Origin of the sequence: Streptomyces sp. ActVer (assembly GCF_027270795.1) — a bacterium.
Classification (GTDB): Bacteria; Actinomycetota; Actinomycetes; order Streptomycetales; family Streptomycetaceae; genus Streptomyces; species Streptomyces umbrinus_A.
This window is the reverse complement of record NZ_JAPWHT010000012.1, coordinates 29,697-55,493: the sequence shown is the minus strand read 5'-3', so window position 1 is coordinate 55,493 and position 25,797 is coordinate 29,697. Positions and strand designations below refer to the sequence as shown.

15 protein-coding genes are annotated in these 25,797 nt (G+C 71.0%); 2 read left to right on the top strand and 13 right to left on the bottom strand.

Annotated features, from left to right (window positions below):
• The 8 genes from O3Q52_RS03860 to O3Q52_RS03825 form a co-directional block, all read right to left on the bottom strand.
• On the bottom strand, positions 1–350 hold a 350-nt coding region (locus O3Q52_RS03860), incomplete at its 3' end, for a cupin domain-containing protein (protein ID WP_269647343.1).
• Complete coding sequence (locus O3Q52_RS03855; RefSeq protein WP_269647342.1) at positions 347–1,705, bottom strand: amidohydrolase family protein; 1,359 nt, start codon at positions 1,703–1,705, stop codon at positions 347–349. The genes O3Q52_RS03855 and O3Q52_RS03860, both read right to left, overlap by 4 nt.
• Before the next feature lie 29 nt (positions 1,706–1,734).
• Positions 1,735–2,715 (bottom strand): alpha-ketoacid dehydrogenase subunit beta, encoded by a 981-nt coding sequence (locus O3Q52_RS03850; protein WP_269647341.1) that lies wholly within the window; start codon positions 2,713–2,715, stop codon positions 1,735–1,737.
• Positions 2,703–3,644 (bottom strand): thiamine pyrophosphate-dependent dehydrogenase E1 component subunit alpha, encoded by a 942-nt coding sequence (locus O3Q52_RS03845; RefSeq protein WP_269647348.1) that lies wholly within the window; start codon positions 3,642–3,644, stop codon positions 2,703–2,705. Before O3Q52_RS03845 ends, O3Q52_RS03850 begins: the two co-directional genes overlap by 13 nt.
• Positions 3,645–3,754: 110 nt before the next feature.
• Positions 3,755–5,092 (bottom strand): Xaa-Pro peptidase family protein, encoded by a 1,338-nt coding sequence (locus O3Q52_RS03840; RefSeq protein ID WP_269647340.1) that lies wholly within the window; start codon positions 5,090–5,092, stop codon positions 3,755–3,757.
• Between the two features lie 47 nt (positions 5,093–5,139).
• Positions 5,140–5,790: a helix-turn-helix domain-containing protein gene (locus O3Q52_RS03835; protein ID WP_269647339.1), complete on the bottom strand. Its 651-nt coding sequence runs from the start codon at positions 5,788–5,790 to the stop codon at positions 5,140–5,142.
• An 88-nt stretch (positions 5,791–5,878) separates the two neighbouring features.
• Complete coding sequence (locus tag O3Q52_RS03830) at positions 5,879–6,355, bottom strand: sigma factor (RefSeq protein ID WP_332112852.1); 477 nt, start codon at positions 6,353–6,355, stop codon at positions 5,879–5,881.
• Between the two features lie 180 nt (positions 6,356–6,535).
• Positions 6,536–8,635 carry a penicillin acylase family protein gene (locus tag O3Q52_RS03825; protein WP_269647338.1) on the bottom strand — a complete coding sequence of 700 codons (2,100 nt, stop codon included), beginning with the start codon at positions 8,633–8,635 and terminating at the stop codon, positions 6,536–6,538.
• 136 nt (positions 8,636–8,771) lie between these two features.
• On the opposite strand from O3Q52_RS03825, the gene O3Q52_RS03820 reads away from it, so the two are divergent.
• Positions 8,772–9,431, top strand: a complete 660-nt coding sequence (locus tag O3Q52_RS03820) for an isochorismatase family protein (protein ID WP_269647337.1) — start codon at positions 8,772–8,774, stop codon at positions 9,429–9,431.
• Between the two features lie 30 nt (positions 9,432–9,461).
• On the opposite strand, the gene O3Q52_RS03815 is transcribed toward O3Q52_RS03820, so the two are convergent.
• Genes O3Q52_RS03815 through O3Q52_RS03805 form a run of 3 tightly spaced genes read right to left on the bottom strand, consistent with a single transcriptional unit; the run spans position 9,462 to position 11,510 of the window.
• Positions 9,462–9,695: a hypothetical protein gene (locus O3Q52_RS03815; protein WP_269647336.1), complete on the bottom strand. Its 234-nt coding sequence runs from the start codon at positions 9,693–9,695 to the stop codon at positions 9,462–9,464.
• Positions 9,692–11,266, bottom strand: a complete 1,575-nt coding sequence (locus O3Q52_RS03810) for an amidohydrolase (protein ID WP_269647335.1) — start codon at positions 11,264–11,266, stop codon at positions 9,692–9,694. The genes O3Q52_RS03815 and O3Q52_RS03810 overlap by 4 nt, the downstream gene beginning before the upstream one ends.
• A gap of 31 nt (positions 11,267–11,297) precedes the next feature.
• Positions 11,298–11,510 carry an MbtH family protein gene (locus O3Q52_RS03805; protein WP_269647334.1) on the bottom strand — a complete coding sequence of 71 codons (213 nt, stop codon included), beginning with the start codon at positions 11,508–11,510 and terminating at the stop codon, positions 11,298–11,300.
• 171 nt (positions 11,511–11,681) lie between these two features.
• Between O3Q52_RS03805 and O3Q52_RS03800 the strand changes: the two genes are divergently transcribed.
• Entirely contained in the window at positions 11,682–12,806 is a 1,125-nt protein-coding gene (locus O3Q52_RS03800; RefSeq protein ID WP_269647333.1) for an alpha/beta hydrolase-fold protein, read from the top strand.
• A gap of 204 nt (positions 12,807–13,010) precedes the next feature.
• Here the strand turns inward: O3Q52_RS03800 and O3Q52_RS03795 are convergent, their stop codons facing one another.
• Together O3Q52_RS03795 and O3Q52_RS03790 are read right to left on the bottom strand one after the other, a co-directional pair.
• Complete coding sequence (locus O3Q52_RS03795) at positions 13,011–14,714, bottom strand: ABC transporter ATP-binding protein (protein WP_269647332.1); 1,704 nt, start codon at positions 14,712–14,714, stop codon at positions 13,011–13,013.
• Positions 14,701–25,773 carry a non-ribosomal peptide synthetase gene (locus O3Q52_RS03790; protein WP_269647331.1) on the bottom strand — a complete coding sequence of 3,691 codons (11,073 nt, stop codon included), beginning with the start codon at positions 25,771–25,773 and terminating at the stop codon, positions 14,701–14,703. The genes O3Q52_RS03795 and O3Q52_RS03790 overlap by 14 nt, the downstream gene beginning before the upstream one ends.
• Between the last annotated feature and the right edge of the window lie 24 nt (positions 25,774–25,797).

Here is a 25,797-nt window from a genome sequence, read left to right as displayed (position 1 = left end):
ACCGGCGCGAGCATGTCCGCCCAGCGCGCGGCGGTGTCCCCGGCCCCGCGCCAGGCGTGCGGCACGCCCGTCGGCAGCAGCCCGTAGTCGCCTTCTTCGAGGAGGTACGAGCCCTCGGGCGTATCGAGGATCACGGTCCCGGCGAGCAGGTGGAAGGACTCCTCGTACGAGTGGACGTGGGCCCCGATCGCCCCGTCCGGCGTCAGTTCGCACACGCCGAAGCCCGTGTGCACGGAGCCGTCCTCCTCATCGACCACGGTCCGCCGTGTGAATCCCGTGCTCCCGTACGGCAGTTGGGGCGGGACGGCGAACGTGGCGTCCGCCGCCCGCCGGATCACGTGGTGCGTCATGCCTGCTGCTTCCCACGTGCCTCGACCGCTGCCGCGAGGCGGTCGCGGGACTCCTCGACCAGGCGCCGCGCCCGCCCGACGTCGGCGAGCAGCCTGCCGTCGCGCTTGCGGACGACTCCGTCGACGATGACGGTCTCGACGTTGGACACGTCCGCGCTCAGCGTCACGGCGGCCACCGGGTCGATGAGCGGAGCGACGTTGAGGGCGGTCGCGTCGATGGCGACGACGTCGGCGCGCTTGCCGGGGGTCAGTGAACCGGTGCGGTGCTCAAGTCCCGCGACATGCGCGCCGTTGACCGTCGCGATCTCCAGCATCTGACGTGCCGTCAACATCGTTTCGGGGACCGGGATGTCGGCCTGCCAGCACTCGGCGTTCACCCGTGCCCGCTCGGCGCCGAAGGCCGCGCGGATCTGGGTGAACATGTCGCCGGGCACGGTGGTGACGACGTCGATGCTCAGGGAGGGCCGCAGCCCGTGCTCGATGGCCTTCATCACGGGTGGCCAGCCGTGCCCCATCTGGGTCTCCACCTGCGGTGCGATGGAGACCGTGCCGCCGCTGTCGGCGACCATCCGCCACTCCTCCTCGCTGAAGTAGCAGCAGTGCACATAGGTGGTGTCGGAGCCGAGCAGCCCCAGCTCGTGCAGTTGCTTGACCATCCCGAAGCGGCCCGCCAGCCGTCCCATGCCGACGTGCACGGTGATGGGGATGCCCAGTTCGCGTGCGAGGCGCCATTCGGCCTCGACGACGTCGTTGATGCAGAAGCCGGGGCCACGGGTGGCGAGGCCCATGGTCAACAGCCCGTCGTCCGACGCGAAGTGACGGTCCCTCACCCTGCGTACGTCGTCCCCGGGAATCGAGATCTTGCTCTCGTACCAGTAGTCGGCGAGCGAGGTGTTGGCGCTGCCGTACGCGTACTGGGCGCGGATGCCGGTCTCGCCGAGTGCCTGGACCGCGGCGTCCGGATGCTCGGGGGTGTTGTTGATGTGGGACCAGTCGACGAGGGTGGTGATCCCGGCGTTCAGGCACTCCAGCGAGCCCGCCAGGTTGCCCGCGTACACGTCCTCGGGTGTGTAGACGGGCGCGAAGGTGTCGAGGACCTCCACGAAGTAGTCGTCGAGGGTGGCGTTGGGCGCGCAGCCGCGGATGGGCGCCTCCCAGGTGTGTCGGTGGGTGTCGACGAAGCCGGGCACGAGGATGCGGCCCGTCATGTCGAGCACCTCGGCGTCCGCGCTGATGTCGCGGTCGACCGCCACGATCTTCCCGTCCTCGATGAGGACGTCACCGCCGGGCAGGTCCCCGATGTCGGGGTCCATCGAGATCACGTGGCCCGAGCGCAGGAGCATCCGATTCGTCATCGCCCTACTCGCCTCTCTCCTTGCCGAGTTCAGTACGCGGTGAGGTCGCGGACCTTGGTCACGACCTTGTCGACGGTGGGGATCACCTGCTCTTCGAGCGCGTCCGCGAAGGGCAGGGGTACGCATTCGGCGGCGACCCGGCGCACGGGCGCGTCGAGGAGGCCGAATCCCTCGTCGGCGACGACCGACACGAGCGTGCCGCCCCAGCCGCCCTGGTACGGGTTCTCCTCGACGGTCACGAGCCGCGAGGTCCTCGCGAGGGAGTCGAGCACGGTCCGGGTGTCGAGCGGCACCAGACAGCGCAGGTCGATCACCTCCGCCTCGATGCCCTCCTCCGCGAGCCGGTCGGCGGCGGCGAGCGCCACCGGCACCATCGAGGCGAGGGCCACGAGCGTGATGTCGGCGCCCTCGCGCACAACGGCCGCCCGCCCCAGTTCGACGACGTGGTCCGGCGGCGCGGGCGCTCCCTTGGTCGCGAGGAGTCCCTTGTGCTCGAAGAAGACCACGGGGTCGTCGCTGCGGATGGCGGCCGCCATCATGCCGACCACGTCGGCGGGTGTCGCCGGTGCCGCGATCTTCAGCCCGGGGACGGTCAGCGCCCAGTTCTCGGTGGCCTGCGAGTGCTGCGCGCCGAAGCCGAGTCCGCCGCCGTTGGCCGTACGCACCACGAGCGGGACGGTCACCTGACCGCCCGTCATGTACCGCACCTTGGGTATCTCGTTGGCGAGGTAGTCCCAGCAACAGGCGAGGAAGTCGGAGAACATGATCTCGGCGACGGGTCGCATGCCGGTCATCGCGGCGCCCATCGCGGCCCCGACGATGGCCTGTTCGGAGATCGGCGTGTCCCACACCCGCCCGGACCCGAACTCCTCGTGCAGTCCGCCGGTCGTCTTGAACACCCCGCCGGCCGCGCCGATGTCCTCGCCCAGGCACACCACCGTCGGATCGCGCCGCATCTCCCGCGCGATGCCCTCGGCGACCGCCTGCCGGTAGGTGATCACGTCCGCCACGCCGCACCTCCGTCGGCCCACACGTCGGTCAGCGCCTCCCGGGGATCGGGCCCGGGCGCGTTCTTGGCGGCCTCGATTGCCGCCTGTACGAGGCCGGTTGCGCGCCCGTCGGCCTCGGTGACCGTGTCGGCAGGCACCCCGAGTTCGGCGAGGCGGCCGCGTGCCACGTCCAGCGGGTCGTGCTTGAGCCAGCGCTCGACCTCCTCCGCCGGGCGGTACGTCGCCGGGTCTGCGCGGCTGTGGCCGAAGTGCCGGTAGGTCTGCGCCTCCAGCAGGCTGGGCCCGTCTCCTGCCCGGGCCCGACCCGCGAGCCGGGCCACCGCCTCCTGGACGGCGACCACGTCGTTGCCGTCGACGATTTCGCCGGGGATGCCGTAGGCGGGTGCCCGGTCGGCGGCGGGGTTGGCCACCGCGGTCACGTCGGCGATCGGGGTGTATTCCATGTAGAGGTTGTTCTCGCAGACGAACAGCACGGGCAGTTTCCATACGGCGGCGAGGTTGAGCGCCTCGTGGAAGGCTCCGATGTTGGTCGCGCCGTCGCCGAAGAAGGCCACGGCGATCTGTTCGGTGCCCCGCAGCCGGGCCGACCAGGCGGCGCCGACCGCCATCGGGAGGTGGGCGCCGACGATCGCGTACGAACCGAGCATGTTCCGCGATGCCTTGGTCAGGTGCATCGAGCCACCTTTGGCCTTGCACAGTCCGGTGGCGCGGCTCATGAGTTCGGCCAGGCACTCCTCGGGGGTCGCGCCGCGGGCCAGCGCGTGGTGGTGGCCGCGGTAGGTGGCGAAGACGTAGTCGTCGTCGCGCAGGGCCGCGCTCGCGCCGACGGCGATGGCCTCGTGTCCGGCGGCGAGGTGGGTGGTTCCCTTGACGAGGCCGGACATGAACAGGTCGTGGGCGGCCTTCTCCGTACGCCGGATGACGGCCATCTGCTCGTACAGCGCGAGGAGTTGGGCCGCGTCCGGGCCTGCGGCCTCCCGCTGGAGGGCTTCCGGCCGAGGGGGCTCCGGCCGGGAGGCGTCCGGGTGAGGGGCGTGCGTCATCGTTCCCCCCTGCCCTCACGGGTGTTGAGGTGGGACTGGGACTCGCGGCGGGTGTTGAGCTCGCCGCCGACGGTCCAGTACTTGCGGCCCGCGACGAGGAGTTCCTCGGCGGGGAACTTGGTGATCACCTCGCACCCGTCGGCCGTGACGACGAGTTCCTCCTCGATGCGCGCCGCCGACCAGCCGTCCGCCGCCGGCCAGTAGGTCTCCAGGGCGAACACCATGCCCTCTTCGAGGACTTCGGGGTGGTCGAGCGAGACGAGGCGGCTGAAGATCGGCTTCTCCCAGATGGACAGGCCCACCCCGTGCCCGTACTGCAGCGCGAAGGCGGCCGTCTCGTCCGGGAAGCCGAACTCCTCGGCCCGCGGCCAGACTTGGACGATGTCGGCGGTCGTGGCACCCGGCCGGACCAGAGAGATGGCCTCGTCCATGTAGGCGCGGCAGCGGGTGTACGCGTCACGCTGGGCGGGTGAGGCGCTGCCGACGGCGAACGTGCGGTAGTAGCAGGTGCGGTAGCCGAGGTGGCTGTGCAGGATGTCGAAGAAGGCGGGGTCGCCAGGGCGGATCAGCCGGTCGCTGTAGACGTGCGGATGCGGTGAACAGCGCTCGCCCGAGATGGCGTTGACGCCCTCGACGTACTCGCTGCCGAGGTCGTAGAGGACCTTGCTGACGAGTCCGACGCACTCGTTCTCGCGTATGCCCGGCCGCAGGCGGGCGTACAGCTCCTCGTAGGCGGCGTCGACCATCGAGCACGCCTGGGTGAGCAGGGAGATCTCGTCGGGTGTCTTGACGCGACGGGCCTCCAGGAAGACCTGCTGGCCGTCGACGACGTCGATGCCCTGTTCCTTGAGGCCATGCAGGACGGGCATCTCGGCGAGGTCGACGCCCAACGGCTCGCCCGCCAGCCCGTGTTCGCGCAGTTCCGCCGCCACCTTCGCCGCGACGTCCGCGCCGATGCCGGCGTCCGGGTGAAAGGCCCCACGGAGGGTGGAGATGCCGGCGCGGGCGCCGGTGGGCGGGCCTTCCTTGCCTTCGCTGTAGTCGAGCCAGGGGTTGTAGAGCTGGTGGTGGCGGGCGGCCGAGCCGAAGTCCCAGACGATCGGTTCGCCGCCACGGACGAGCAGCGCGAAGCGGATCAGTTTGTCCATCGCCCAGGTGCCGATGTGGGTGGACGACATGTAGCGGATGTTGGCGAAGTCGAAGCTGAGCAGCGCTCCCAGCTCGGAGCGGTTCAGTGCCTCGTGGAGCCGGGCCAGCCGCTGCCCGCGCAGCCGGTCGAGGTCGATGCGCTGTTCCCAGTCGACGGCGTTCGGTCCGAATGTGCGGATTGCCATGACGACCACCACCCTCATTCGGAGTGAACGACCGTCCGGGGAAAGTGTCAACCCATACTGAACACGAACCAGACCCCGACAGCCGGTTCGCTGCCGTCGTTGCGATACCGGTGCGGGGTCGTCGACTCGAAGCAGACCGCGTCGCCCGGCCGGATCACGTACTCCTCGAAACCGAGCGTGAGGACCAGTTCGCCGAAGGTCAGATAGCCGTACTCCGTCCCGGGGTGCCGCATCAGGCCTCCCGCGCTGGAGGATGTCCCGCCGGGGCGGTAGGTCACGCGCAGGAAGTCGACGTCCGCTCCCGGAACATGGCCGAGACGCTCCCACACAACACCCGAGTCTAGCTCCAGCACCTCCCGCTCACCACCTCCGACCAGCGGTCCGATCCTGCGGCCGGGGTCGGCGGCGAAGGCGGCGAGGGCGTGCAGCACGGTGTCGGGCGGTGCGCCCACGACCGCGGTCGCCGGGGTTCGGGCGGTCTCACCCTCCGCGTCGAAGAGCGACTCGACCGGGATGGAGAGCGCGGTGGTGATCGCGTACAGGGTGCTCACCGAGGGCTGGCTCTTGCCGGTCTCGATCTGGGAGATCAGGCTCGCGGAGACCCCGATCTCCCGCGCGAGGCCGCGCAGGCTCATCCCCCGCGCCGTACGAACCTGCCGGATGCGCGCGCCGACGGGCGGCACGACCACAGGGGACACGGACGGCTCCTTCCGCAGATACGTTCACACTCATTGAACAGCGCGGCCGGAGGAATCGGGAGCGTTGCGCGAAAACGGCGTACGCCGACTACGCCACGACACCGTCCATGGCCCTGGCGCAGATCAGCCGGAGCCGCGCACGACCGCGGGTGAACGCGCCCTCGGCCGCCTTGACCGAGATCTGGTGGATGCGGGCGAATTCCAGAGTGGAGATGCCATGGGCGCGAGCGAGCACGACCTGCCGCTCGCGGCCCCGCAGGAGGTACACCTGGCGGAGCAGCCAGCGCCCGAAGTCCCTGTCGCACACGCCCTCGTCCGGGGTCTCGGGCGTACGGACATCGGCGGTGCGGGGCAGCAGCAGCCGGCTCCGCTCCTGTTCGCGGTGGCTGTCGGCGCAGAGGCGCAGGGCCACCGAGGTCAGAAAGAGGCCGATGCGCTCCCGGTCCAGATCGCCGCAGGCGGCCGCCCTCAGCATCGCCTCCTGTACGCAGTCCTCCGCGTCCTGCGCGTTCGGAAGCCGCCGACGGACGAGTCTCATCAGCCGCTCCCGGTGGCCGGCGATCACCTCCCAGGACAGGGCCCTTCGTAATTCCTCCTGGGATTCATGGAGTTCCCGGTCGCCGAACCCGGACCCACCTGAAGTCTCCGCCCAATTGCCGTGAACCATGACCCCGGTCTGTCCGAGCAGGGAGAGCGAAAAACCAGGGGCCTTCGCCTTTCATTCGTCCGCATGAAGAACGGACGATCACATTCCGAGGCCTCGGGAACCGTGCTCCGGTTCTTCGGTGAGGAGCGCGAAATCAGTTATGACAGGGAGGAGTTGACCGGTCAGCCACAGTGGAAGCTGGTCCCGCCGGTGCGGGTCTCCGGGGATGCCGCGTGCGCCCAGGGGCACGGTCCAGAGGCTGTTCTCGCGGCGGGCGAGGTCCCAGACGTACCGGGCGGACGGTCCTCGGGAGCTGAGATCGGTCAGGCCTGGCGTGCTCGACGTGGCCAGCACGCAGTCGTGGTCCCCAGCGAGGCCGGGCCACTCCTCGCCCTCGGCAGCGGGCAGGATCCGGGAGGGGGCGAGCCGGTGCAGTTCGCCCCAGGTGACGGGCTCCAGGAGTGCCGTCTCCTCCAGAGCCGCCCGGACGACCGCCTCGCCGTCCAGCCCCGGGAGCAGCTCGGTGGCCAGCAGGTTCTCCAGCGCGGAAGCAACCTTCGCGGTGAGGTTCAACCATGGCTCGAACACCACGGGATACGGCAGGGGCGGCACGGCGAGACTATTCAACTCCGGTGCTGCCGCGACTCGTTGTACGACCGCGGAGCGCAGCCGCGCGAAGTCCGCGGCGGCGGTGCTGTCGGCGTCCATGCGCCGGTTCCAGTCCAGCAGCCGCGCCCTCAGCAGTTCCGCCTCGGGGCTGAGTCCGTCGAGCCGTGCCACTCGCTCCAACAGGGGTGTGGCGGCCGCGAGTTGGGTGTCCATGTGGATGGGGGCCATCTCGTGGGGCGCCCACTGCCGTGACGCGCGCAGCAGGCCGTCGATACGGTCGGCGCGGTACGGCGGTGCGAACTCCGTGCCCAACGGCGCAGCGAGGCCACGCTCGTTGGCCATCACCGCGATGCCGTCCACCTCGGCGCGAGGTGTGTCGTGACGGCCCTGCCACTCGTGCCCGCCGCGCCAGGCGGGCACGACCCGCAGCCCGTTCCCCCGGTGCCGTACGGGCACGTATCCGGCAACCCGGTGCAGCAGCCCGCCGGACGTGTCCGCGGCGTGCACGACGTTCACCGGCTCGATCCACCGGTCGAGCGCCCGGTCCACGTCCGCGACCGTACGCGCCCGGAGGAGGGCCGGGAGCACGTCGAACCCCAGGTCCTCGGTGACGCGGGGCGGGTAGCGGAGGCTGATGCCTTCGGAGAGCGCGGTGGGTCCCGAGTCACCCTCGGCCCCCTCGGCGGGTCCGTCGATGACGACCGGCCCGCGCTCCGTCTCGATCACGTCGATCTCGACGGGGTCGGCGCCCGCGACCCGGATGGTCTCCCGGTGATGGGCGGCCGGCCGCCACCCCTCGGGCCCCAGCGCCTCGATGCCGTCATCCGATGTGCGCAGTTGCTCCCGGTAGAGGTCGTGGTAGTCGGACATGGCGTTGGTGATGGCCCAGGCCACGGTCCCGGTGTGGCCGAAGTGCGCGATGCCGGGCACCCCGGGCACGGCGAAGCCGACGACGTCGTACTCCGGGCACAAGAGGTGGATCTGCTGGTAGAAGCCCGGGTCCTGGATGAAGCGGTGGGGGTCGCCGGCGATGAGCGCGGCTCCGGACGCGGTGCGGTCGCCCGCGACCATCCAGCCGTTGGAGCCCGAGGTGGCGGGGCCGTCCGCCGCGAAGAGTTCGAGGGCCCCGTCGCCGAGTCGGCGCGCGACCTCCTCGCGCCACAGCTTGGTCGGGAATCCGGCGAAGAGGATGTGATGGGCGAGCCAGACGCCGAGGGGCGTCCACTTCTGCCAGGTCCCCGGGGCCAGCCCCGTGGCCGCGAACTCCGGTGCGTCGGCCGCTCCCCGCTCAAGGCCGGCGTTCACCCCGTCGACGTACGCCGACACCCAGGCCGCCGTCCCCTCCTCCAGCGTCTCGAAGCAGCGCCGGGCCGTGTCGTCGAGCCGGGCCCGGCGGACGAAACGGTCCCAGGGGACGGCGGCCGCCCCGAGGAAGGAGGCCGTGGTGCCCTGCGAGCGATGCCTTTCGGCCTCGATCTGCCAGGCCCGGTCGCGCGCCGCGTTCTTCCCCTGGGCGAAGGCCAGTTGCAGCGGGTCGGAGGCACGGAGATGCGGGATGCCCCAGGCGTCCCGGTACGTACGGCTCGCCATGATCCTCGCTCCTCGAACTCCTGGTAACTGGGCCGAACCGGCCACCTGACGATCCACCACTCATCAAGTTAGCTTAGGCTAAGCTAACTTCCCTCAATCGGACTCGGCGCACACGCCATCAGGGAGGAGTCCGCCCATGGGCTTGCCGGTCATCAACTCCTATCCCATGCCCGACCGTTCCGCGGTGCCCCCGTCGGGCCCGCCCTGGACGATCGATCCGGCACGGGCCGCGCTGTTGATCCACGACATGCAGAACCACTTCGTCCAGGCCTTCCCGCCGGACTGCTCGCCCGTCATGGAGCTGCTCGACAACAGCGCCACCCTGCGCGAGCTCGCGGGGACGCTCGGCATGCCGGTGGTGTTCAGCGCCGAGCCGGCCGCCCAACGCCCGGGCCAGCGAGGGCTGATGACCGACATCTGGGGCCCGGGCATCGGCCAGGAACCCGGCGACGACGCGGCGATCGTCGCGGAACTCACGCCCAGGGTGGGAGAACACGTGCTGGTGAACGTCCGCCACAACGCCTTCCTCCGCAGCCATCTGGGCCGGCTGCTGCGCTCCGAGGGGCGCGACCAGCTGATCCTCTGCGGAGTGCGGGCACATCTCGGCATATTGCTGACGGCCGCGGACGCCTTCATGAACGACATCCAGCCGTTCGTCGTGGCCGACGCGGTGGCCGACTTCTCCGCCGAGGACCACTCCATGGCACTGCGGTGGATCGGACGCACCAGCGTCGTGTGCACCACCGACCAGCTGATCCGCCAGCTCCTGCACGGCAGGGCGGCACAGAGCATGTGACACCTTCGCCCTCGCCGAAGCGCGGGTCGTTCACGAGCAGGGGCGACCCGGATAGTCGTCGCTCTCCGGTACGCCCGCCTCGCGCATCCTGCGCACGACCTCCTGCCGGACACGCTCGTCGTCGATGTCCACCAGGCCGTTGGCGTCCCGGTCGAACACCAGGATGTCCCCGGCGGTGTCCCAGAGCACCCACCGGTGCGGGTACGGCGACCCCTGCCACAGGTGTGCGTACCGGGTGTTGTCGTTGTCCGTCCGCGTGCTCACGACGCGGCCTCCTCGGTCTCACGGCCGCCGACGAACGTCGCGACCACCTCGATGTCGCCGATGCGCGAGACGTCGACACTCCTCGGATCGTCGCCCAGGACGACCAGGTCGGCGCGTTTCCCGGGGGTCAGACTCCCCGCGCTGTCCTCCCAGTGGCAGGCGAAGGCGCCGGCCACGGTGTACGCGCGCAGGGCCTCGTCGACCGTGATGCCCTCGTCCGGGCCGATCACCTGACCCGACTCGGACGCGCGCTCGACCATGAACTGCACGGCCCTGAGCGGCGATCCGTCCGCGACGGGCCGGTCGGAGCTGCCCACGAGCGTGATCCCGTGCTCCAGGAAACCCCTCCCCCGGTACAGCCAGGGCGCCCGCTCCTCCCCCATGATCGCCGCGTAGTCGTCGCCGAAGTACCGCAGGAAGTTCGGCTGGATCACGGCCGTCACGCCCAGCCGCGCGAATCGGTCCAACTGGTCGGGCCGGATGAGGCCCGCGTGCTCGATGCGGTGCCGGGCGCCCGGGCGGGGTCGGATCCGCTGCGCTCGCTCCAGGGCGTCCAGGGCGACATCGGCCGCCCGGTCGCCGATGGCGTGCACGGCGAGCTGCCAGCCCGCGAGATGGCCGTCGACGATGGTGTCGGCGACGGTCTCGGGGTCGTCCTGCAACTGGCCCGTGTGATCGAGCCCTTGGTACGGGCCGGTCAGCGCGGCGGTACGGGCCATCATGCCGCCGTCGGTGTAGATCTTCAGCGCGCCCACGGAGAGCCGCTCGTCGCCGAACCCGGTGCGCAGACCGAGGTCGAGGGCGCGGGGAATGCCGTCGCCCTCGTGCGCGGTGACGGGGCGCAGCCGGTCCGCGGACACCATGAGCTGCACCCTGAGCGGCAACTTGCCCTGTTCCTGAGCGAGTTGATAGGCACCGAGCTCGACCGGGCTGTGCCCGAACAGCGCGCCCCCGATGCCCGCCTCCGCACAGGCCGTCACCCCCTCGGCCAGACAGGTCCGGGCGGCCAGCCCGATCGCGTCGGCCAACTCCTGCTGGGAGTACGGCAGTCGAAGCGCACGGGCGGCCCCCATGGCACCCTCGGCCAGGAAGCCCTCCTCATGCGGGAGTTCGGCGGGCAGCAGGTCCAGGACGGCCGTGTTGACCATGCAGCCGTGTCCGGAGTCGTGCATCATGAAGACTTTTCGCCCGGCGCCGACCTTGTCCAGCTCGGCGGCGGTCAGATGGCGGCCCAGGCCGCGCTGGTCGTACCCCGCGAGATCCGCCCAGCCCCCTTCCGGCGTACGGGCCACCGCCTCGGCCACGGCGGCGAGCACGTCCTCGACGGAGGCGCACGGGGCGACGCTCGGTGTGCCCGCCTTGAAGCCGGTCCAGGCCAGGTGCACATGGCTGTCGATGAACCCGGGCAGCACGGTGGCGCCCTGGAGGTCGATCACCTCGCGGGCCGGCAGGGAGGTCACGGCTGCGTCCAGGCCCACGATCCGGCCCCGCCAGATGCCCAGGTCGTGAGCGACGGGGTGGTCCGGATCCACGGTGAGGAAGCGGGCGTTCGTCAGTCTGGTGCAGAGCATCAGCGGTGTCCCCCCGGAGTGGTCGGCAGGGTCACACGTCCCTGGCCGTCGCGAGGGACCGGGGGCGCAGATCGGTCCAGTGCGCCTCGATGAAGTCCAGGCACGCCTCCCGGGTGTTCTCGTCGAAGGCGACCGTCCACCCCCCGGGCACCTCGGCGAAGGACGGCCAGAGCGAGTGCTGGCCCTCGTCGTTCACCAGAACCAGGAAGCGGCCTTCGGTGTCGTCGAAAGGGTTGGTGCTCATGTTCGGTGGCCCTTTCAGGAAGCGCATCAGGGATGGAGCCCGGGTGGAATCGGGGATGGAGAGGAATGCCATGATTAGGTTAGGCTCGCCTAATTAGAAGCGAGCTTATCCTTCTCCCCTTCCCTCTCACAAGGAGACGTTCATGCGCCTGGTGATCGAACGGGTCCGGCCATGACCGATGCCGTTCCCGGCCTCGCGGCCGACAGGGAGAACGCCTTCGTCGCGTTCGGACTCCCCGGCAAACCAGGCACCGACGAGTTCTGGGCGGCGGCGGGGACACCCGCGTCCGTACCTGCCGACGGCGGCGGTTGGGTGACCTTGTTCCTGTGGCGCGGCTCTCCGGCGAGCATCGAGTTCGAGAGCTGGTCGGAGCCGGTGCCCCTGCGCCAGTGGGGCGACACGGACTGCTGGTACGCCGAGGTGCCCATGCCCGCGCGGCTGCGGGTGACCTACCGGTTCCTCGCGGGCGACGAGGCGTACGCCGACCCGTTCAACCCGGTCGGTGCGGGCGGCGACCGGTCCATCGCCGCGACCCCGGACGCCCCGGCCCAGCCGCACTGGCCCGTCGTCGGCACCGATGTCGTACTGCCCCTCCCGCTCACCCGGCTCCGCTGGACCAGTGAACGGCTCGGCGGGCGGCGCACCGTACGGGTCCATCCGGTGGGCGGCGGCGGACCGGTGGTCCTGCTGCTCGACGGGGACGACTGGCTGTACCTGCACCCGGCCATGACCGCGTTCGACTCGGCCGTCTCCAGTGGTGAGATGCCCCCCGTCACCCTCGTCTTCCTTCCGAGCAAGGACAGGGCGGCCGAGTTCGCGTGCAGGCGCGAACTCTGGGAGGCGATCCGGGACGAACTGCTGCCGCTGGTGGCGGAGTGCGACGTCCCCTCCGACCCGGACCGGCTGGTGGTCGCCGGGCAGAGCCTCGGGGGGCTGAGCGCGGTGTACGCGGCGCTGGAGTTCCCGGAGTTGGTGTCGCGCGTCGCCTGTCAGTCGGGGTCGTTCTGGTGGACGCCTGACGCCATGGGTCTGGCCGACCCGTTGGGCGGGCCGCTCGGTGGGTCCATCGCCGCGTGGTTGCGGGGCCGGGGGCCCGGACTGTCTGGGCTGTCCGGGCTGCGGGTTGCGTTCGATGTGGGGGAGCATGAGACGCCGATGTTGCCGCACTGTGAGTTGGTCGAGGCGTTGGCCTCGGAGGCCGGTGCTGCCGTGCGTGTTTCTCGGTCGGCCTCCGGCCATGACCGGGCGGGGTGGCGGGGCGCCCTGTTGAGGGATGTGGCCTGGGCCCTCGCGTAGGCGCTTCGCGGGGCACGGTTGTTGTCTGCGGGGCCGGTGGGGGCTGGTCGCGCAGTTCCTCGCGCCCCTAAAAGATTGCGCCGTTCCCCGCGCCCCTAAAACTGCGCCGTTCCCCGCGCCCCGAAAGGACAGCGCCGTTCTCCGCGTCCCTCAAAGACTGCGCAGTTCCCCGCGCCCCTTGCAAGCCACAGGCCCGTCAGAGAGTTACCTGGCCACCGCCGAGCAGTAGGCCTCGTCCTTCGCCAGAAGGTTGCGGTGGGTGTCTTCTGCTGTGATGACGCCTTCGTCCAGGACGAGGACTCGGTCGGCGGCGTCCAGGAGGGCCGGGCTGCTGGTGAGGACGACGGTGGTGCGGCCGCGGCGCAGTTTCGCGATGTTGCGGGCGATGAGCTGTTCGGTGACCGCGTCGACGGCTGTCGTCGGGTCGTGCAGGACGAGGACGTCGGTGTCGGCGGCCAACGCGCGGGCCAGGGACAGCCGTTGGCGCTGCCCTCCTGAGAGGTTCGCGCCTCGGTCGCGGACGCCGTGGTCGAGTCCTTCGCGGTGCAGGGCGACGACATCGGTCAGCAGGGACGCCTCGACGGCCTCGGGGACCGTCCGGCTGGTGCCCGACGGGTCGATGTTCGTGCGGAGGGTCCCCGCGAAGATCTCCCCGTCGTACGGGTTCACCAGCATGTGCTCGCGCACCGCCTCGACCGACAGGTCCGCGAGTTCCTGCCCGCCGACCCGCACCGATCCCTCGTACGCCTCGGGCGGGACGTTCACGGCCAGGACCGACGCGAGGTCGGCCGCCGAGCGGGGCTGGTAGACGGCGATCGCCACGAACTCGCCTGCCGGCACCTGGAACTTCACGTCGCGCAGGGTCCCGTACCGGACACAGTCGATCTCCAGGGATCCGCCCTCGGACGGGCGCTCCGGGCCCGGTGTCGTCACCGGCGGCGCGGTCAGGACCAGCGCCATCCGCTCGGCCGACGCGCGCGCGATCATCACGTACTTCGGCATCTCCGAGAACAGTTTGAGCGGTTCCATGATGAACTGCGCCAGGCCCACGGCCATGACGAGTTCACCGATGGTGATCTCGCCGCCGAACGCCAGCCAGCCCGCCGTGAGGGTCACGGCGGCGGCGAGGACCGCGTTGAGGGCCAGCGCGGTGCCCGCGTAGACGCCGTTCACCTTGGCGACGGTGATCGCCTGGTGCTTCGCCTCCGTGCTGACCTTCCGGTAGGACCGGAACGCCGCGTGGTTGCCGCCGAAGCCGTGCAGCGGGCGGAGGCCGATGATCAGGTCGGCGACCTTCGCCCCGGCCCGCGCGACGCGGGCCTGCTGCTCCTGGGTGCTGGCGCCGATCCGCTTGGACATCACGCTCAGGACGGACAGGATCGCGACGGTTCCCACGATCACCAGCAGACCGAGCCGGATGTCGGCCAGACCCAGCGCGACCGCCGCGACCACCACCGCGACCAGCGAGCTGATCAGCAGCGGCACCACCTCGATGATGTCGGCGGTCTGGTCGGCGTCCTCGGTGGCGATGGTCAGGATCTCGCCGGACTTGAGGTCGACGTCCCTGGCCACCGGCTGGAGTCCGCAGGCCGCGACCCGCACCCGCCAGCGGTGGGCCTCGGTCGTGTTGGCCTTCTGCAGGACGCGCATCCCGAACCGCCACGACAGCGACACGGTCGTGATGATCACGGCCAGCGCGCCGATCGACAGGCCGAGCGCGCCGAGGCTCCGGTCGCCCTGCATCGTGTGTTCGACGATCAGGCCGAGCGCGATGGGAAAGGCCGTCTCACCCGCCTGGTACAGGCCCATGAGGACGGTGCCCCAGACCATGGCGCCGATGTTGCGACGCAGAGCGGTACGGAGGATGTCGGACCCCGGGCGGGGCCGCTGCGTGTCAGGAGTTGTCATCGAGATGGTGGGCAATCGCTTCCGGGGTTCGCAGGGTGAACAGGTCTCGGATGGTGATCACAGGACCGTACTCCCGGCGGAGCAGCCCGATCAGCCGTACCGCCAGCATGGAGTGCCCGCCCAGGGACACGAAGTCGCTCACCGCGCTCACCTCGTCGTCGTCCAGGTCCAGTGCCTCGGCGAAGAACTCGCACACCGTGGTCTCGGTCTCGGTCTCCGGTCCGCGCTCCCCCGCCGTGGTCAGCGCGCCCAGCGGCTTGGCCTCCGGCAACGCCTTGGTGTCAGCCTTCCCGTTCACCGTCAGCGGGATGCTGTCGACCTCCGCGTAGTGCGTCGGGCGCAGGAAGTCCGGGAGTCCGGCGCCCACTTCGGCGGCGACCGCCGCCAGGTCGGAGCCGTCGAGCACGAGATAGGCGGCCAGCCGGTACGCCCCGTCGACCTGCGGGTCGGGCTGGGCGACCGCGGCGACGAACCGCACCGCCGGGTGAGCCGCGAACAGGGCCTCGACCTCGCCCAGTTCGACCCGGTGTCCGCGGATCTTGACCTGTTGGTCGGTGCGGCCCAGGTACATCAGGTTGCCGTCGGACCGCCGGACCACCAGGTCGCCGGTGCGGTACATGCGCTCGCCGGGTTCGCCGAACGGGCAGGCGACGAAGCGGTGCGCGGTCTGGGCGGGCTGCCCGAGATAGCCACGCGCGATGCCGATGCCCGACACGTACAGCTCACCGGGAACCCCGTCCGGAAGCGGGCGCAGCCACGGATCCAGTACGTACACGTCGGTGTTGTCGATCGCCACACCCACCACCGGGTCCTGGCACTCGAAGGTGCCGACGCCGAGGGTGTTGATCGTGTACTCGGTGGGCCCGTACAGGTTGTAGCCGACCGTCCCTTCGGTCTCCGCGAGCCGCTGCCACAGCGTCGGGGTGACGGCCTCGCCGCCCAGCAGCACCAGCGCCGGCCGACGTGCCGGGTTGTCCAACAACCCCTCGGCTACGAGCTGTTGCGCGTAGGTCGGGGTAACGTTGATGACGTCGATCCCGAATTCGAGGCAGTACTCGACCAGTCGGGGTGCGTCGCGGCGCAACTCCTCGTCACAGATGTGCACTTCATGCCCGTCGGCGAGCCACAGCAGCTCCTCCCACGACATGTCGAAGGCGAACGACACGGTGTGCGCGATCCGGAAGACCCGGTGGTCGTGCTCCGCCAACACCGGCTCGAAGATGCGGCGCTGATGGTTGATCAGCATGTTGGTGAGCCCGGCGTACTCGGTCACCACGCCCTTCGGCTTTCCGGTCGAACCGGAGGTGTAGATCGTGTACGCGGGATGCCGCAGCCGGTCCGGGTCGTCCGGCGCGAACGTCACGAACGGCTCGGCCTCCGGCAGAGGTCGGTCCAGCTCGATCAGGTCGCCGGTCAGCCGGGGCGAGACGGCGCTCACGGTGAGGATCACGTCCGGGCGGGCGTCCTCGACGATCGCGGCGATCCGCTCGTCCGGGTGGTCCAGTTCCAGCGGCACGTACGCGGCGCCGACGCGCAGCACGGCGAACAGCGCCACGATCGAGTCGAGGGAGCGCGGGATCGCGAGACCCACGTTCGTCTCCGTGCCGATGCCGCGCCGGGCCAGCACGCCCGCCACCGCGCGGCTGCGGTCCCGCAGTTGGGCGAAGGTCATGGTCGAGCCATGGGCCACGAGCGCCACCCGCTCCGGGTCGCGGTCCGCCGCCCGGTCGAACCGGTCGACCACGGTGTCCGTTCCGACATCCGTGCGCTCGGCCGGCTCGTGCTCCGCCCCGAGGCCCGGCAGCGCGCCGACCGGTCCGGTCGACCGGGCCAGGTCTTCGAGCACGCTCAGGTAGTCGTCGAGGAGACGGCGGGCGTTGTCGGTGTCGCCGTAGCGGTGCTCCAGCTTGACCGTGAGCCGGTCGCCGGGCGTGACGACCCAGGTGAACGGATAGTGGGTGGAGTCGTCGGCCTTCACCGAGGTGATGCCGTGCCTGGCGTTCATCTCGGCGAACGCGTCCAGGTCCAGGAAGTTCTGGAGCACGAACAGGTTGTCGAACAGGGTGTCGTGTCCACTGGCCCGCTGGATCTCGCCGAGGCCGAGGTGCTCGTGCTCCATCGCCTCGACCCTGGCCGTCTGCACGGCCGACAGGTACTCCCGGACCGTGTCGTCCGGCCGTGCCCGCGTCCACATGGGCACGGTGTTGAGCAGCACGCCGACGATGTCGGACAGCCCCTCGCCCTCCCGGCCGGAGACGGTCACGCCGAACACCGCGTCACTGCGGCCCGTATGGGCGCCCAGCAGGAGGCCGAAGGCTCCGGTCAGCACCGAGTTCAGCGTGACGCCGTGCGTCCTGGCCGCTTCCCGCAGCAGTTCCGACTGCTCCTCCGACAGCTGGTGCACGAGCGCTTGCGGCAGGTCGTCCGAGAGGGACGGCGCCGGTCCGGCGAGCAGTGTCGGGCCCGCGAGGCCTGCCAGGTGCTCGGCCCAGAAACGTTCCGAAACGGCGGGGTCCTTGGCGTCGAGCGCCCGGGCGTAGTCCTCGAAGCTCGGCGTGGCCGGAGCCGCGTCCAGTGGCTCGCCCGCGACGACGGCCTGATAGGCGTCGAACAGGTCCCGCAGCATGATCTCGCGGGACCAGCCGTCCCACAGCAGCAGGTGGTAGCTCAGCAGCAGGCCGTCGCGGCCGTCGCGCAGCCGCACCACGGTCAGCCGGATCAGCGGCGGCTCACCGGGGTCGAATCCCGTGTCCCGGTCCCGGGCGCGCAGGGCGTCGACCTCGGCGTCCGTCGCCAACTCGACCGTGCTTACGTCGACCCGTCGGCCCGCCTTGAGGACCTGTACCGGGTTTCCGTCGTCGTCGGTGGAGAAGCCGGCGCCCACGACCGGGTGGCGCCCGATCACGTACGCCATCGCGTCGGCCAGCGCGTCGGTGTCCAGACGCCGGTCGAAGGTGAACCAGCTCTGCGCGACGTAGTGTCCGGCCGAGCCCGCCATCTGGGCCTGGAAGAACAGGCCCCGCTGGAGCGGAGTGACCGGCGCTGTGCGCTCGGCCGTCGCGGAGGCGTCCGCGATGTGCTTCAGCGCGCCGAGCCAGTGCTCGGTGATCTCGTCGGGGATGCCCTCGGCGAGGATGAACTCCGCGCGCAGGCTCCCGGTGGCCTCGTCGACCCAGGCGTTGACCTCGACGGCGTACGGGCTGCCCTGAACGCCGCCGGTGATGTGCAGCGCCTGGGACTCGCTGCCCCGGCCCAGGTAGTTGAACAGCACCTGCGGGCGGGCGGTCAGGAGAGGTGCCGTCTGCGGGTTGAGGTACCTGAGCCCGCCGTAGGCGACGTGTCCGCACTCGTCCGGCTGGCGTTCGGCGACCTCGCGCGCCGCCGCGACGGGGTCGGTGTGCGCCGTGAGCCGCACGGGAGCGATGGAGGTGAACCAGCCGACCGTGCGCGTGTAGTCGTGGTGTTCGACGGCCGGGACCCGGCCGTGCCGCTCCAGCTCGACCGCAAGGTCGGTGGGTGACGGCTGGACGCTTGTCAGCGCGGTACGCAGGGCGCCGCACAGCAGCTCGGTGAGACCGACGCCGAGTGCGGCGGGCGCGGTACGTGTCACGCGGTCGCTCACGTCGGGCGCGAGTACGACCGTGATCTCGCGCAACCCCTCGACCGCGGGCAGGAGTTCGGGTGCCTGGAGCGTGGTGACCCAGTGCCCGAGGTCGTCGATCGCCGAGGTGGCCCGAAGCGTCAGGGCTTCGGCGTACTCGGCGTAGGACGTGGTCGGCGGTGCCAGGGGCGCCCCGCTCAGTGCGGCGGTCAGGTCGTCGAGGACGATCAGCCAGGACACCGAGTCGACGGCGAGGTGGTGCACGGTGACGACCAGGGTCCGGCTCGCCGCCAGCCACGTGAACGCGATGACGTCCCCGGACTCGGGGTCGAGCCGTCCGGCGGCTTCGTTCGCCGCGGCCGTCGCGTCGGTCGCGTCCGTCTCCACGACAGTGACCTCGCTGGCGGGTTCGGTGCGCAGTGCCCACACGCCGTGCTCGGCGCGCAGCCGGAGGCGGAGGGCCGGGTGTGCGGCCACGACGGCGTTCGCGGCGCGCTCGACATCGGCGAAACCGGTGCCCTCGGGGGCCACGAGCGTCCTGGCCTGGGCGAACCGCGCGAGCGATCCGCCCAGTTCGCGCCGGCGCAGGATGATCGGCGTCGGCGTCAGCGGGCCGTCCTCGCGGCGGGCGGGTGCCGGGTCCGTCGCCGTTGCCGTTGCCTGCGGGGTGCGCGTGCCCACGTGCTCGGCGAGCGCGCGCGGTGTCCTGAACAGGAACACGTCCCGCGGCGCGATCGGCAGGCCGAGCGCCCTGGCCCGGTTGATCACGGTGATGGCGACGATGCTGTCGCCTCCGGCCATGAAGAAGTCGGTGTCGGCGTCCACGGTGTCCGCGGCGGAGCCGGGTAGTGCTTCCGCGAAGATGCCGACCAGCGCGGCGAGCGTGGAATTGCTGAAGCGCTCCGCAGGAAGGGCCGCAACAGCGGCTTCTTCGTCTGCGAGTGCGTCGTGGCTGGGCGCGCCCCGCGGCGGAGCCGCATATCGATGCAGCCCCGCGCCCCTACGGGGCGTGGCCGCCCGCTCGATCAAAGCCTTGCGGTCCAGCTTGCCGTTGACCGTCAACGGCAGCGCGTCGACCGACAGCACCCGTCCCGGCACCATGTGCACGGGCAACTTCGTGGACAGGAGGCCGGTGAGGTCACCGGGCACCGAACCCACGACGTGCGCGACGAGGTGGTCGCCGCTGTCCGCCACGGTGACGGCCACGTCGACCACGCCGTCGAGTTCCCTGATCGCGGACTCGACCTCGCCCAACTCGATCCGAAAGCCCTTGAGTTGGACCTGGTCGTCGGCGCGGCCTGCGAACTCCAGCTCGCCGTCGAGCGTGCGGCGGGCGAGGTCGCCCGTGTGGTACATCCGGGAGCCGTCGTCGGCGAACGGGTTCGCCACGAACCGGCCCGCGGTGAGCCCCGGCCTGCCCAGGTAGCCGAGGGACACCTGGTCGCCGGCCACGTAGATGGCGCCGACCCGGCCCGGCGGCACCGGCCGGAGCCGGTCGTCGAGCAGGTAGGTGGTCAGGCCGGGAATCGGACCGCCGATGGGGCTGACGTCGTCGCCGAGGTCGAAGTCCTCGTCGGTCAGCACCCGGTGGGTGACGTGGACGGTGGTCTCGGTGATGCCGTACATGTTGACCAGCTCGGGCGAACCGGTGCCGTGCCGCTCGACCCAGCCGCGCAGCCGCCCGAGATCCAGCGCCTCGCCGCCGAAGATGATCCGGCGCAGTGCGGTGACGGGCTCGCCGGCATGCCGGTCGGCCTCGATGAACTGGTAGAACGCCGACGGGGTCTGGTTGAGCACGGTGACGCCGCGCTCGCGGACCAGCCGGTGGAAGTCGACCGGGGAGCGGGTCAGCCCGTACTCGGGCACCAGCAGCTCACCGCCGTGCGCCAGCGCGCCCCACAGCTCCCAGACCGCGAAGTCGAAGGAGAAGGAGTGGAACTGGACCCACACGTCGGACGGACCGAAGTCCATGTCGGGCCGGGTGTTCGCGAGCAGCGTCACCACGCTGGAGTGCGGGACGACGACACCCTTGGGCCGGCCGGTCGATCCGGACGTGTAGATCACGTACGCGGGGTCGCGCCAACTGACCGCCCGACCGGGCTCGTTGGGGGCCGTCGCCTGCCCAACTCCCTGCGCCTGCCCATCGCCCCGCGCCTGGTCAGCTGTCCGCGGCAGCTCGTCCCCCTGTACGAGCACGCGGGCCGGCACGCCCGCCCGGGCCAGCAGCTCCGTGAAGCGCTCCCGCTGCTCACGGTCCACGAGGACGACCTGCGGAGCGGAGTCGGCGAGGATGTACTCCAGCCGTTCGTCCGGGTACGCCAGGTCCAGCGGCACGTAGGCACCGCCCGCGCCGACGATCGAGACCAGGGCGACGACCTGTTCGAGGGAACGCGGGACGGCGACGGCGACCCGCTTGCCCGGGCCGACCCCGGACGCACGCAGCACCGAGGCCAACTCGTCCTTCGCGTCCGACAGTTCGCCGTACGTCAACGACCTGGTGCCGCCGTCGAGACCGCACTGGGTGACGGCGGTGGCGGCCGGGTCCCGCTGGGCGGCGGCGTCGAACAGTCCGCCCAGGGTGGTCGGAGTGATGCGCGCGGGACGTCGGCCGTCCTCGGGCGCCAGGTCCTCGACCAGGGCGTCGGGCCGGGTCAGCAGGTCGCTGAGGGTCCGGGTGAACGTACGCAGGATCGCCTGGGCGCTCGCCTCCCGCAGCAGTTCGCCGTCGTAGATCAGGTTGAAGCGCGGACGGCCGTCGAGTGCGCGTTCCACCACCAGGGTCAACGGGTAGTGCGGGGCGCCCTCGTTCACGATGTCGGTGATGACCAGGTCGTCGCCGGGCCCCCGCAGCGCGTTCACGTCGGTCGCCACGTCGAACACCACCAGGGTGTCGAACAGGGAGCCTGCGCCGGCCTGGCGGCCGATCCTCGCCAGCGAGACATGCTGGTGCGGCAGTACCGCGCTCTGGTGTTCCCGTACCGAGGCGAGCAGGTCGCGCGCCGTGGTGGTCCCGGCCCAACGGGCCCGTACGGGGATCGTGTTGATGAACAGACCCACCATGCTCTCGATGCCGGGCACCTCCGCGTCGCGCCCGGACACCGTGGAGCCGAACACGACGTCCGTGCCGTGCAGGATGCCGCCCAGCGTCACGGCCCAGGCGCTGTGCACGGCCGCGCTCAGCGGCACCCCGGCCGACCGGACGGCCGCGTCGATGTCGTCCGCCGGCTCCACTGCGGTGTCGGCGAACCGGTCGGACGGGGTGTGCCCCTCGGCGACGAGGGAGGGGCCGGGCAGCTCGGCGAGCTGCTCCTGCCAGACCCGGTCGCTCTCGTCGTCGTCGCGTCCGGCGAGCCAGCGCACGTAGTCGGGGAAGCCGCCGATCGCGTACACAGTCCCCGGCGCGTGGTATTCGGCCAGCAGCGCGCGGAGCATCGGCGGCACCGACCAGCCGTCGGCGATGATGTGGTGCACGGTCTGCACCAGGACACTGCGGCCGGAGCCCGCGCGAATGAGCGTGTACCGCATCAGCGGTCCTGTGGCCAGGTCGAACCCGGCGCGGCGGTCCCATTCCGCGTGGTCGCGGATCTCGTCGTCGGTGATGCCGGGGCGGTCCAGCGTGGTGAAGGGCGCCTCCGCGCCGCTGTCCAGTACGGAGACCACGCGGCCGTCGGCGAGGGCCACGAACCGTGCGGCCAGGTTCGGGTACAGCGTGAGCAGGCGGGTGGCCGCCGCGGCGAGCCGGTCGGCGTCCACCTCGCCGTCCAGCGTGAGCAGTTGCTGCTCGACGTAGCTGCCGGCCGAGTCGTCGTCGAAGACCGAGTGGAAGTACAGGCCCTCCTGCAGCGGGGTCAACGGCAGGATGTCCCGCAGCTCCGGGCCGTCCAGGGCGTCGACGTCTGCCTGCGTCAGGGGCACCAGGCCGAAGTCGCTGGGGGTGTGGCCGCCCTGGTCGAGCGCGGCCAGTCCGGCCAGGGCCAGCCGGAAGTACTCGCCGAGCGTCGTGATGTCCTCGTCGGTGAACATCCCGTCGGGCCAGGAGATGGTGGTGACCAGTTCGTACTCACCGGTCGAGGCGGCGGGTTCGGCGATCGCGTTGAACTCCAGGGCGCGCGGAAGGCGCATCCTCGGGTCGCGCTTCTCGCCCAACTGGCCCGTGGTGCCCGCGAGTTGCCAGTCACCGGACGAGCCCGCGTCGAAGCGGCCCAGGTAGTTGAACAGCACCTGGGGTGCGGGCGCGTCGAACTCGCTCTGGGCGAGGTAGCGCAGGGCGCCGTAGGAGACGCCGTTGTCCGGCACCCGGGCGAGGTCCTCCTTGACCGCCTTGAGTGCGGCGGCCAGGTACTGGGGTGCGGTGAGGTCGCTCGCCGCGCCGGGGTCCACGGTCACCGGGAACAGTGTGGTGAACCAGCCCACGGTCCGGGACAGTTCGGGTTCGAAGCCGGCGCTTCCGGCCACGAACTGTCCTTCGCGGCCGTGGCCTTCGAGTTCGATGTGCGCGAACGTCTGGTCCTGCCCGAGGTCGCGGCGCCGGCGGGCGAGGGCGACGGCGAGTGCGGTCAGCAGTACGTCGTTGACGCCCGCGTGGAATTTCGCGGGGATCTCGCCCAGCAGCGCGGCCGTGACCTCGGGGCCGACAGAGACGGTCCGGAGCCGTTCGCCCGCGACGGTGTCGGCCTCGGAGAGCGCGCGCCTGCCCACCGGTTCGTCCGCTCCCGGCAGGGGTCGCCGGAAGTAGGTGCTGTCCGCGTCGAACGCCGCGCGGTCCAGCAACTGCGTCCAGCGGCGGAACGACGTGCCCACCGGGGGCAGGTCGATCGGCGCGCCCGAGGAGAACTGCCGCCATGCCGTGGCCAGGTCCTCCATCAGGACCCGCCAGGACACGCCGTCGATCACCACGTGGTGGGCGACCAGGACCAGTTGGCATGCCTCGCGGCGCCAGACGGCACGCAGCATCGCGCCGTTCGCCGGGTCCAGTGCGTCGGTGGCGAGGGCGACGCACTCGTCGAGCGGCCGGTCGCTCTCCTGCCACCCCGGGGCGGCCTGGTCGGCCCCCGGTATCTCGAAGCTCCAACGGTCGCCGCGCACCAGTTCGGCGCGCAGCATGTCGTGCCGGCCGACCACGGCGGCGAGGATCTCGTCGAGCGCGTCGGCGGTCAGGTCCGCCGGGGTGTTCAGCACCACCGACTGGACGAAGCCGTCGATCGCGTCCGTGGTCTCGCCGAGCCACTGCACGATGGGCGATCCCACGACGGCGCCGGTCGCGACGTCCCCGTGGTCCACGGTGGCGACGTCCTCGCGGCTCGTCACCGACGCCAGCGCCCCCACCACGGTGTGGGTGAAGATCTGCCGTGTCGTGACGTAGAGACCCGCGTCGCGCAGCGCGCTGAGCAACGAGATCGCCAGGATGCTGTCTCCGCCGAGCTGGAAGAAGTCCTGGTCGACACCGACCTCGTCGAGCTGCAGCAGCGCCGCGATCGCCGCGCAGACCGCGCGCTCGTTCTCGGTGGCGGGCGGGACGATCGAGCCCGTCCCGACGGCGGGCTCCGGCAACGCGTTCCGGTCGAGCTTGCCGTTCGCGGTGAGCGGAAACTCCTTCATCACGACGACGTGGGCGGGCACCATGTACTCGACCATGTGCTCGGCGGCCCACGCCTTGACCTCGTCCGCCCGGAGGGTCTCACTCCCGGCGGCCGGGATCACGTACCCCACGAGGTAGGTGCCGCCCGCCGCGTTCTTCTTCGCGACGACGCAGGTGTGCCGTACGCCGGGGTGTTCGGCGAGACCGACCTCGACGTCCTCGATCTCCAGCCGCATGCCGCGGATCTTGATCTGGTTGTCGGCCCGGCCGAGGAAGTCGAGCGATCCGTCCGGGGCGAACCTCGCAAGGTCACCGGTCCGGTACAGCCTGGAGCCGTCCCCGGCGAAGGGGTTCGCGACGAACCGGGACGCCGTCAGACCGGGCGCGTTGACGTAGCCGCGCCCCAGGAGGAACCCGCCCACGTACAGTTCGCCGCCGACTCCGACCGGGACCGGGCGCAGTTCGTCGTCCAGCACGTACAGCTGGGTGTTGGGGTTGGCCTTGCCGATCGACGTCGACAGGCGTTCCGCCGCGCCCCGGTAGATGACGTGCGAGACGCCGATCGTCGTCTCGGCCGGGCCGTAGCCGTGGTACATGGGGATGTCGAGCCGGGTGCGGAACCGCTCGTACAGCTCCGGGGTCAGCACCTCGCCGCCGCACCACACGTGCCGCAGGCTGTCCAGGTCTCCGGAGTCGCCGGCGATCTCGAGGAGTACGTCCAGCATGGACGACACCAAGTAGGTGAAGGTGACGCGGTGTTCGGCGATGACGCTCAGGAGGTGGTGCGGGTCGCGTTCGCCGCCGGGCCGCAGGACCACCAGCCTGCCGCCGCTCACCAGCGGCAGGAAGATCTCGTTGATGGAGATGTCGAAGGACAGCGGCGCCTTGAACAGCGACGCGTCGTCGTGGCCGAAGCCGAGGATCTCGTCGACCTGCCACAACAGGCGCTCGCTGATGGCTTCGTGACGGATCATCGCGCCCTTGGGCCGTCCGGTCGAACCGGACGTGAAGATCACGTATGCCAGGGCGTCGCCGTGGACGGCGATGCCGGTCCCGTCGGTGGGGCGGGAACCGAACTTCCAGTCGCCGAGGTCGACGGCCACGGCGTCGGGTTCACCCGGGGCCTGCTCGCCGGAGTCGTTGAGCTGCAGCACGACCCGGGCGTCCTCGATGACGACGGCTCGGCGTGCGGCGGGCCACTGCGGATCGAGCGGGACGAACGCGCACCCGGCCTGGAGCACGCCAAGCAGCCCGATCACCATGTCGGCGGAGCGGCCAAGTGAGATGCCGACGACCTGTTCGGCGGTGAGGCCGCGCTCGATCAGGTGATGGGCCAACTGGCTGGACAGCTCAGCTGCCTGACGGTACGTCAAGGAGCGGTGCTCGTCGACGATGGCAACGGCGTCGGGCCTGGTACGCGCCTGCTCGCGGAACATCTCCACCAGGGTCGGGCGGACCCGGTCGGCCTCTGTGTCGTTCCACTCGGCCAGGGCCTCGGTCCTCGCCGCCACGCCGGACGGGCCGATGGTGCCGATGGGCCGGTCCGGGAAGTCGGCCAGGTCGTCCAGCGCGAGCTGCGCGTCGGACTGCATGGCGCCCGCCGGGACGACGATGTTCCAGCCGTCCCCGCCCGCCTCCCAGCCGCCGGTCCCCCAACCGCCGGGCGCGTCCCCGCCGTTGTCGACCCATGCGAGGACGTCGGCGAACAGCGTGCCGGGGGTGAGGTCGATGCCGTCGGGACTCTGTCCCGTGGCCCAGTACGACAGCCCGATGGCGCACGCCTCGACGATGGTCCGGTCGGAGAAGTCACCGGTCCGCCTGCGTACGTCGGCAAGGCGCGTGGGAGAAAGCAGTACGAGACGAGCGCTCGGTTCCATCATCGAAGACTCAGCGTCCCTTCCAGG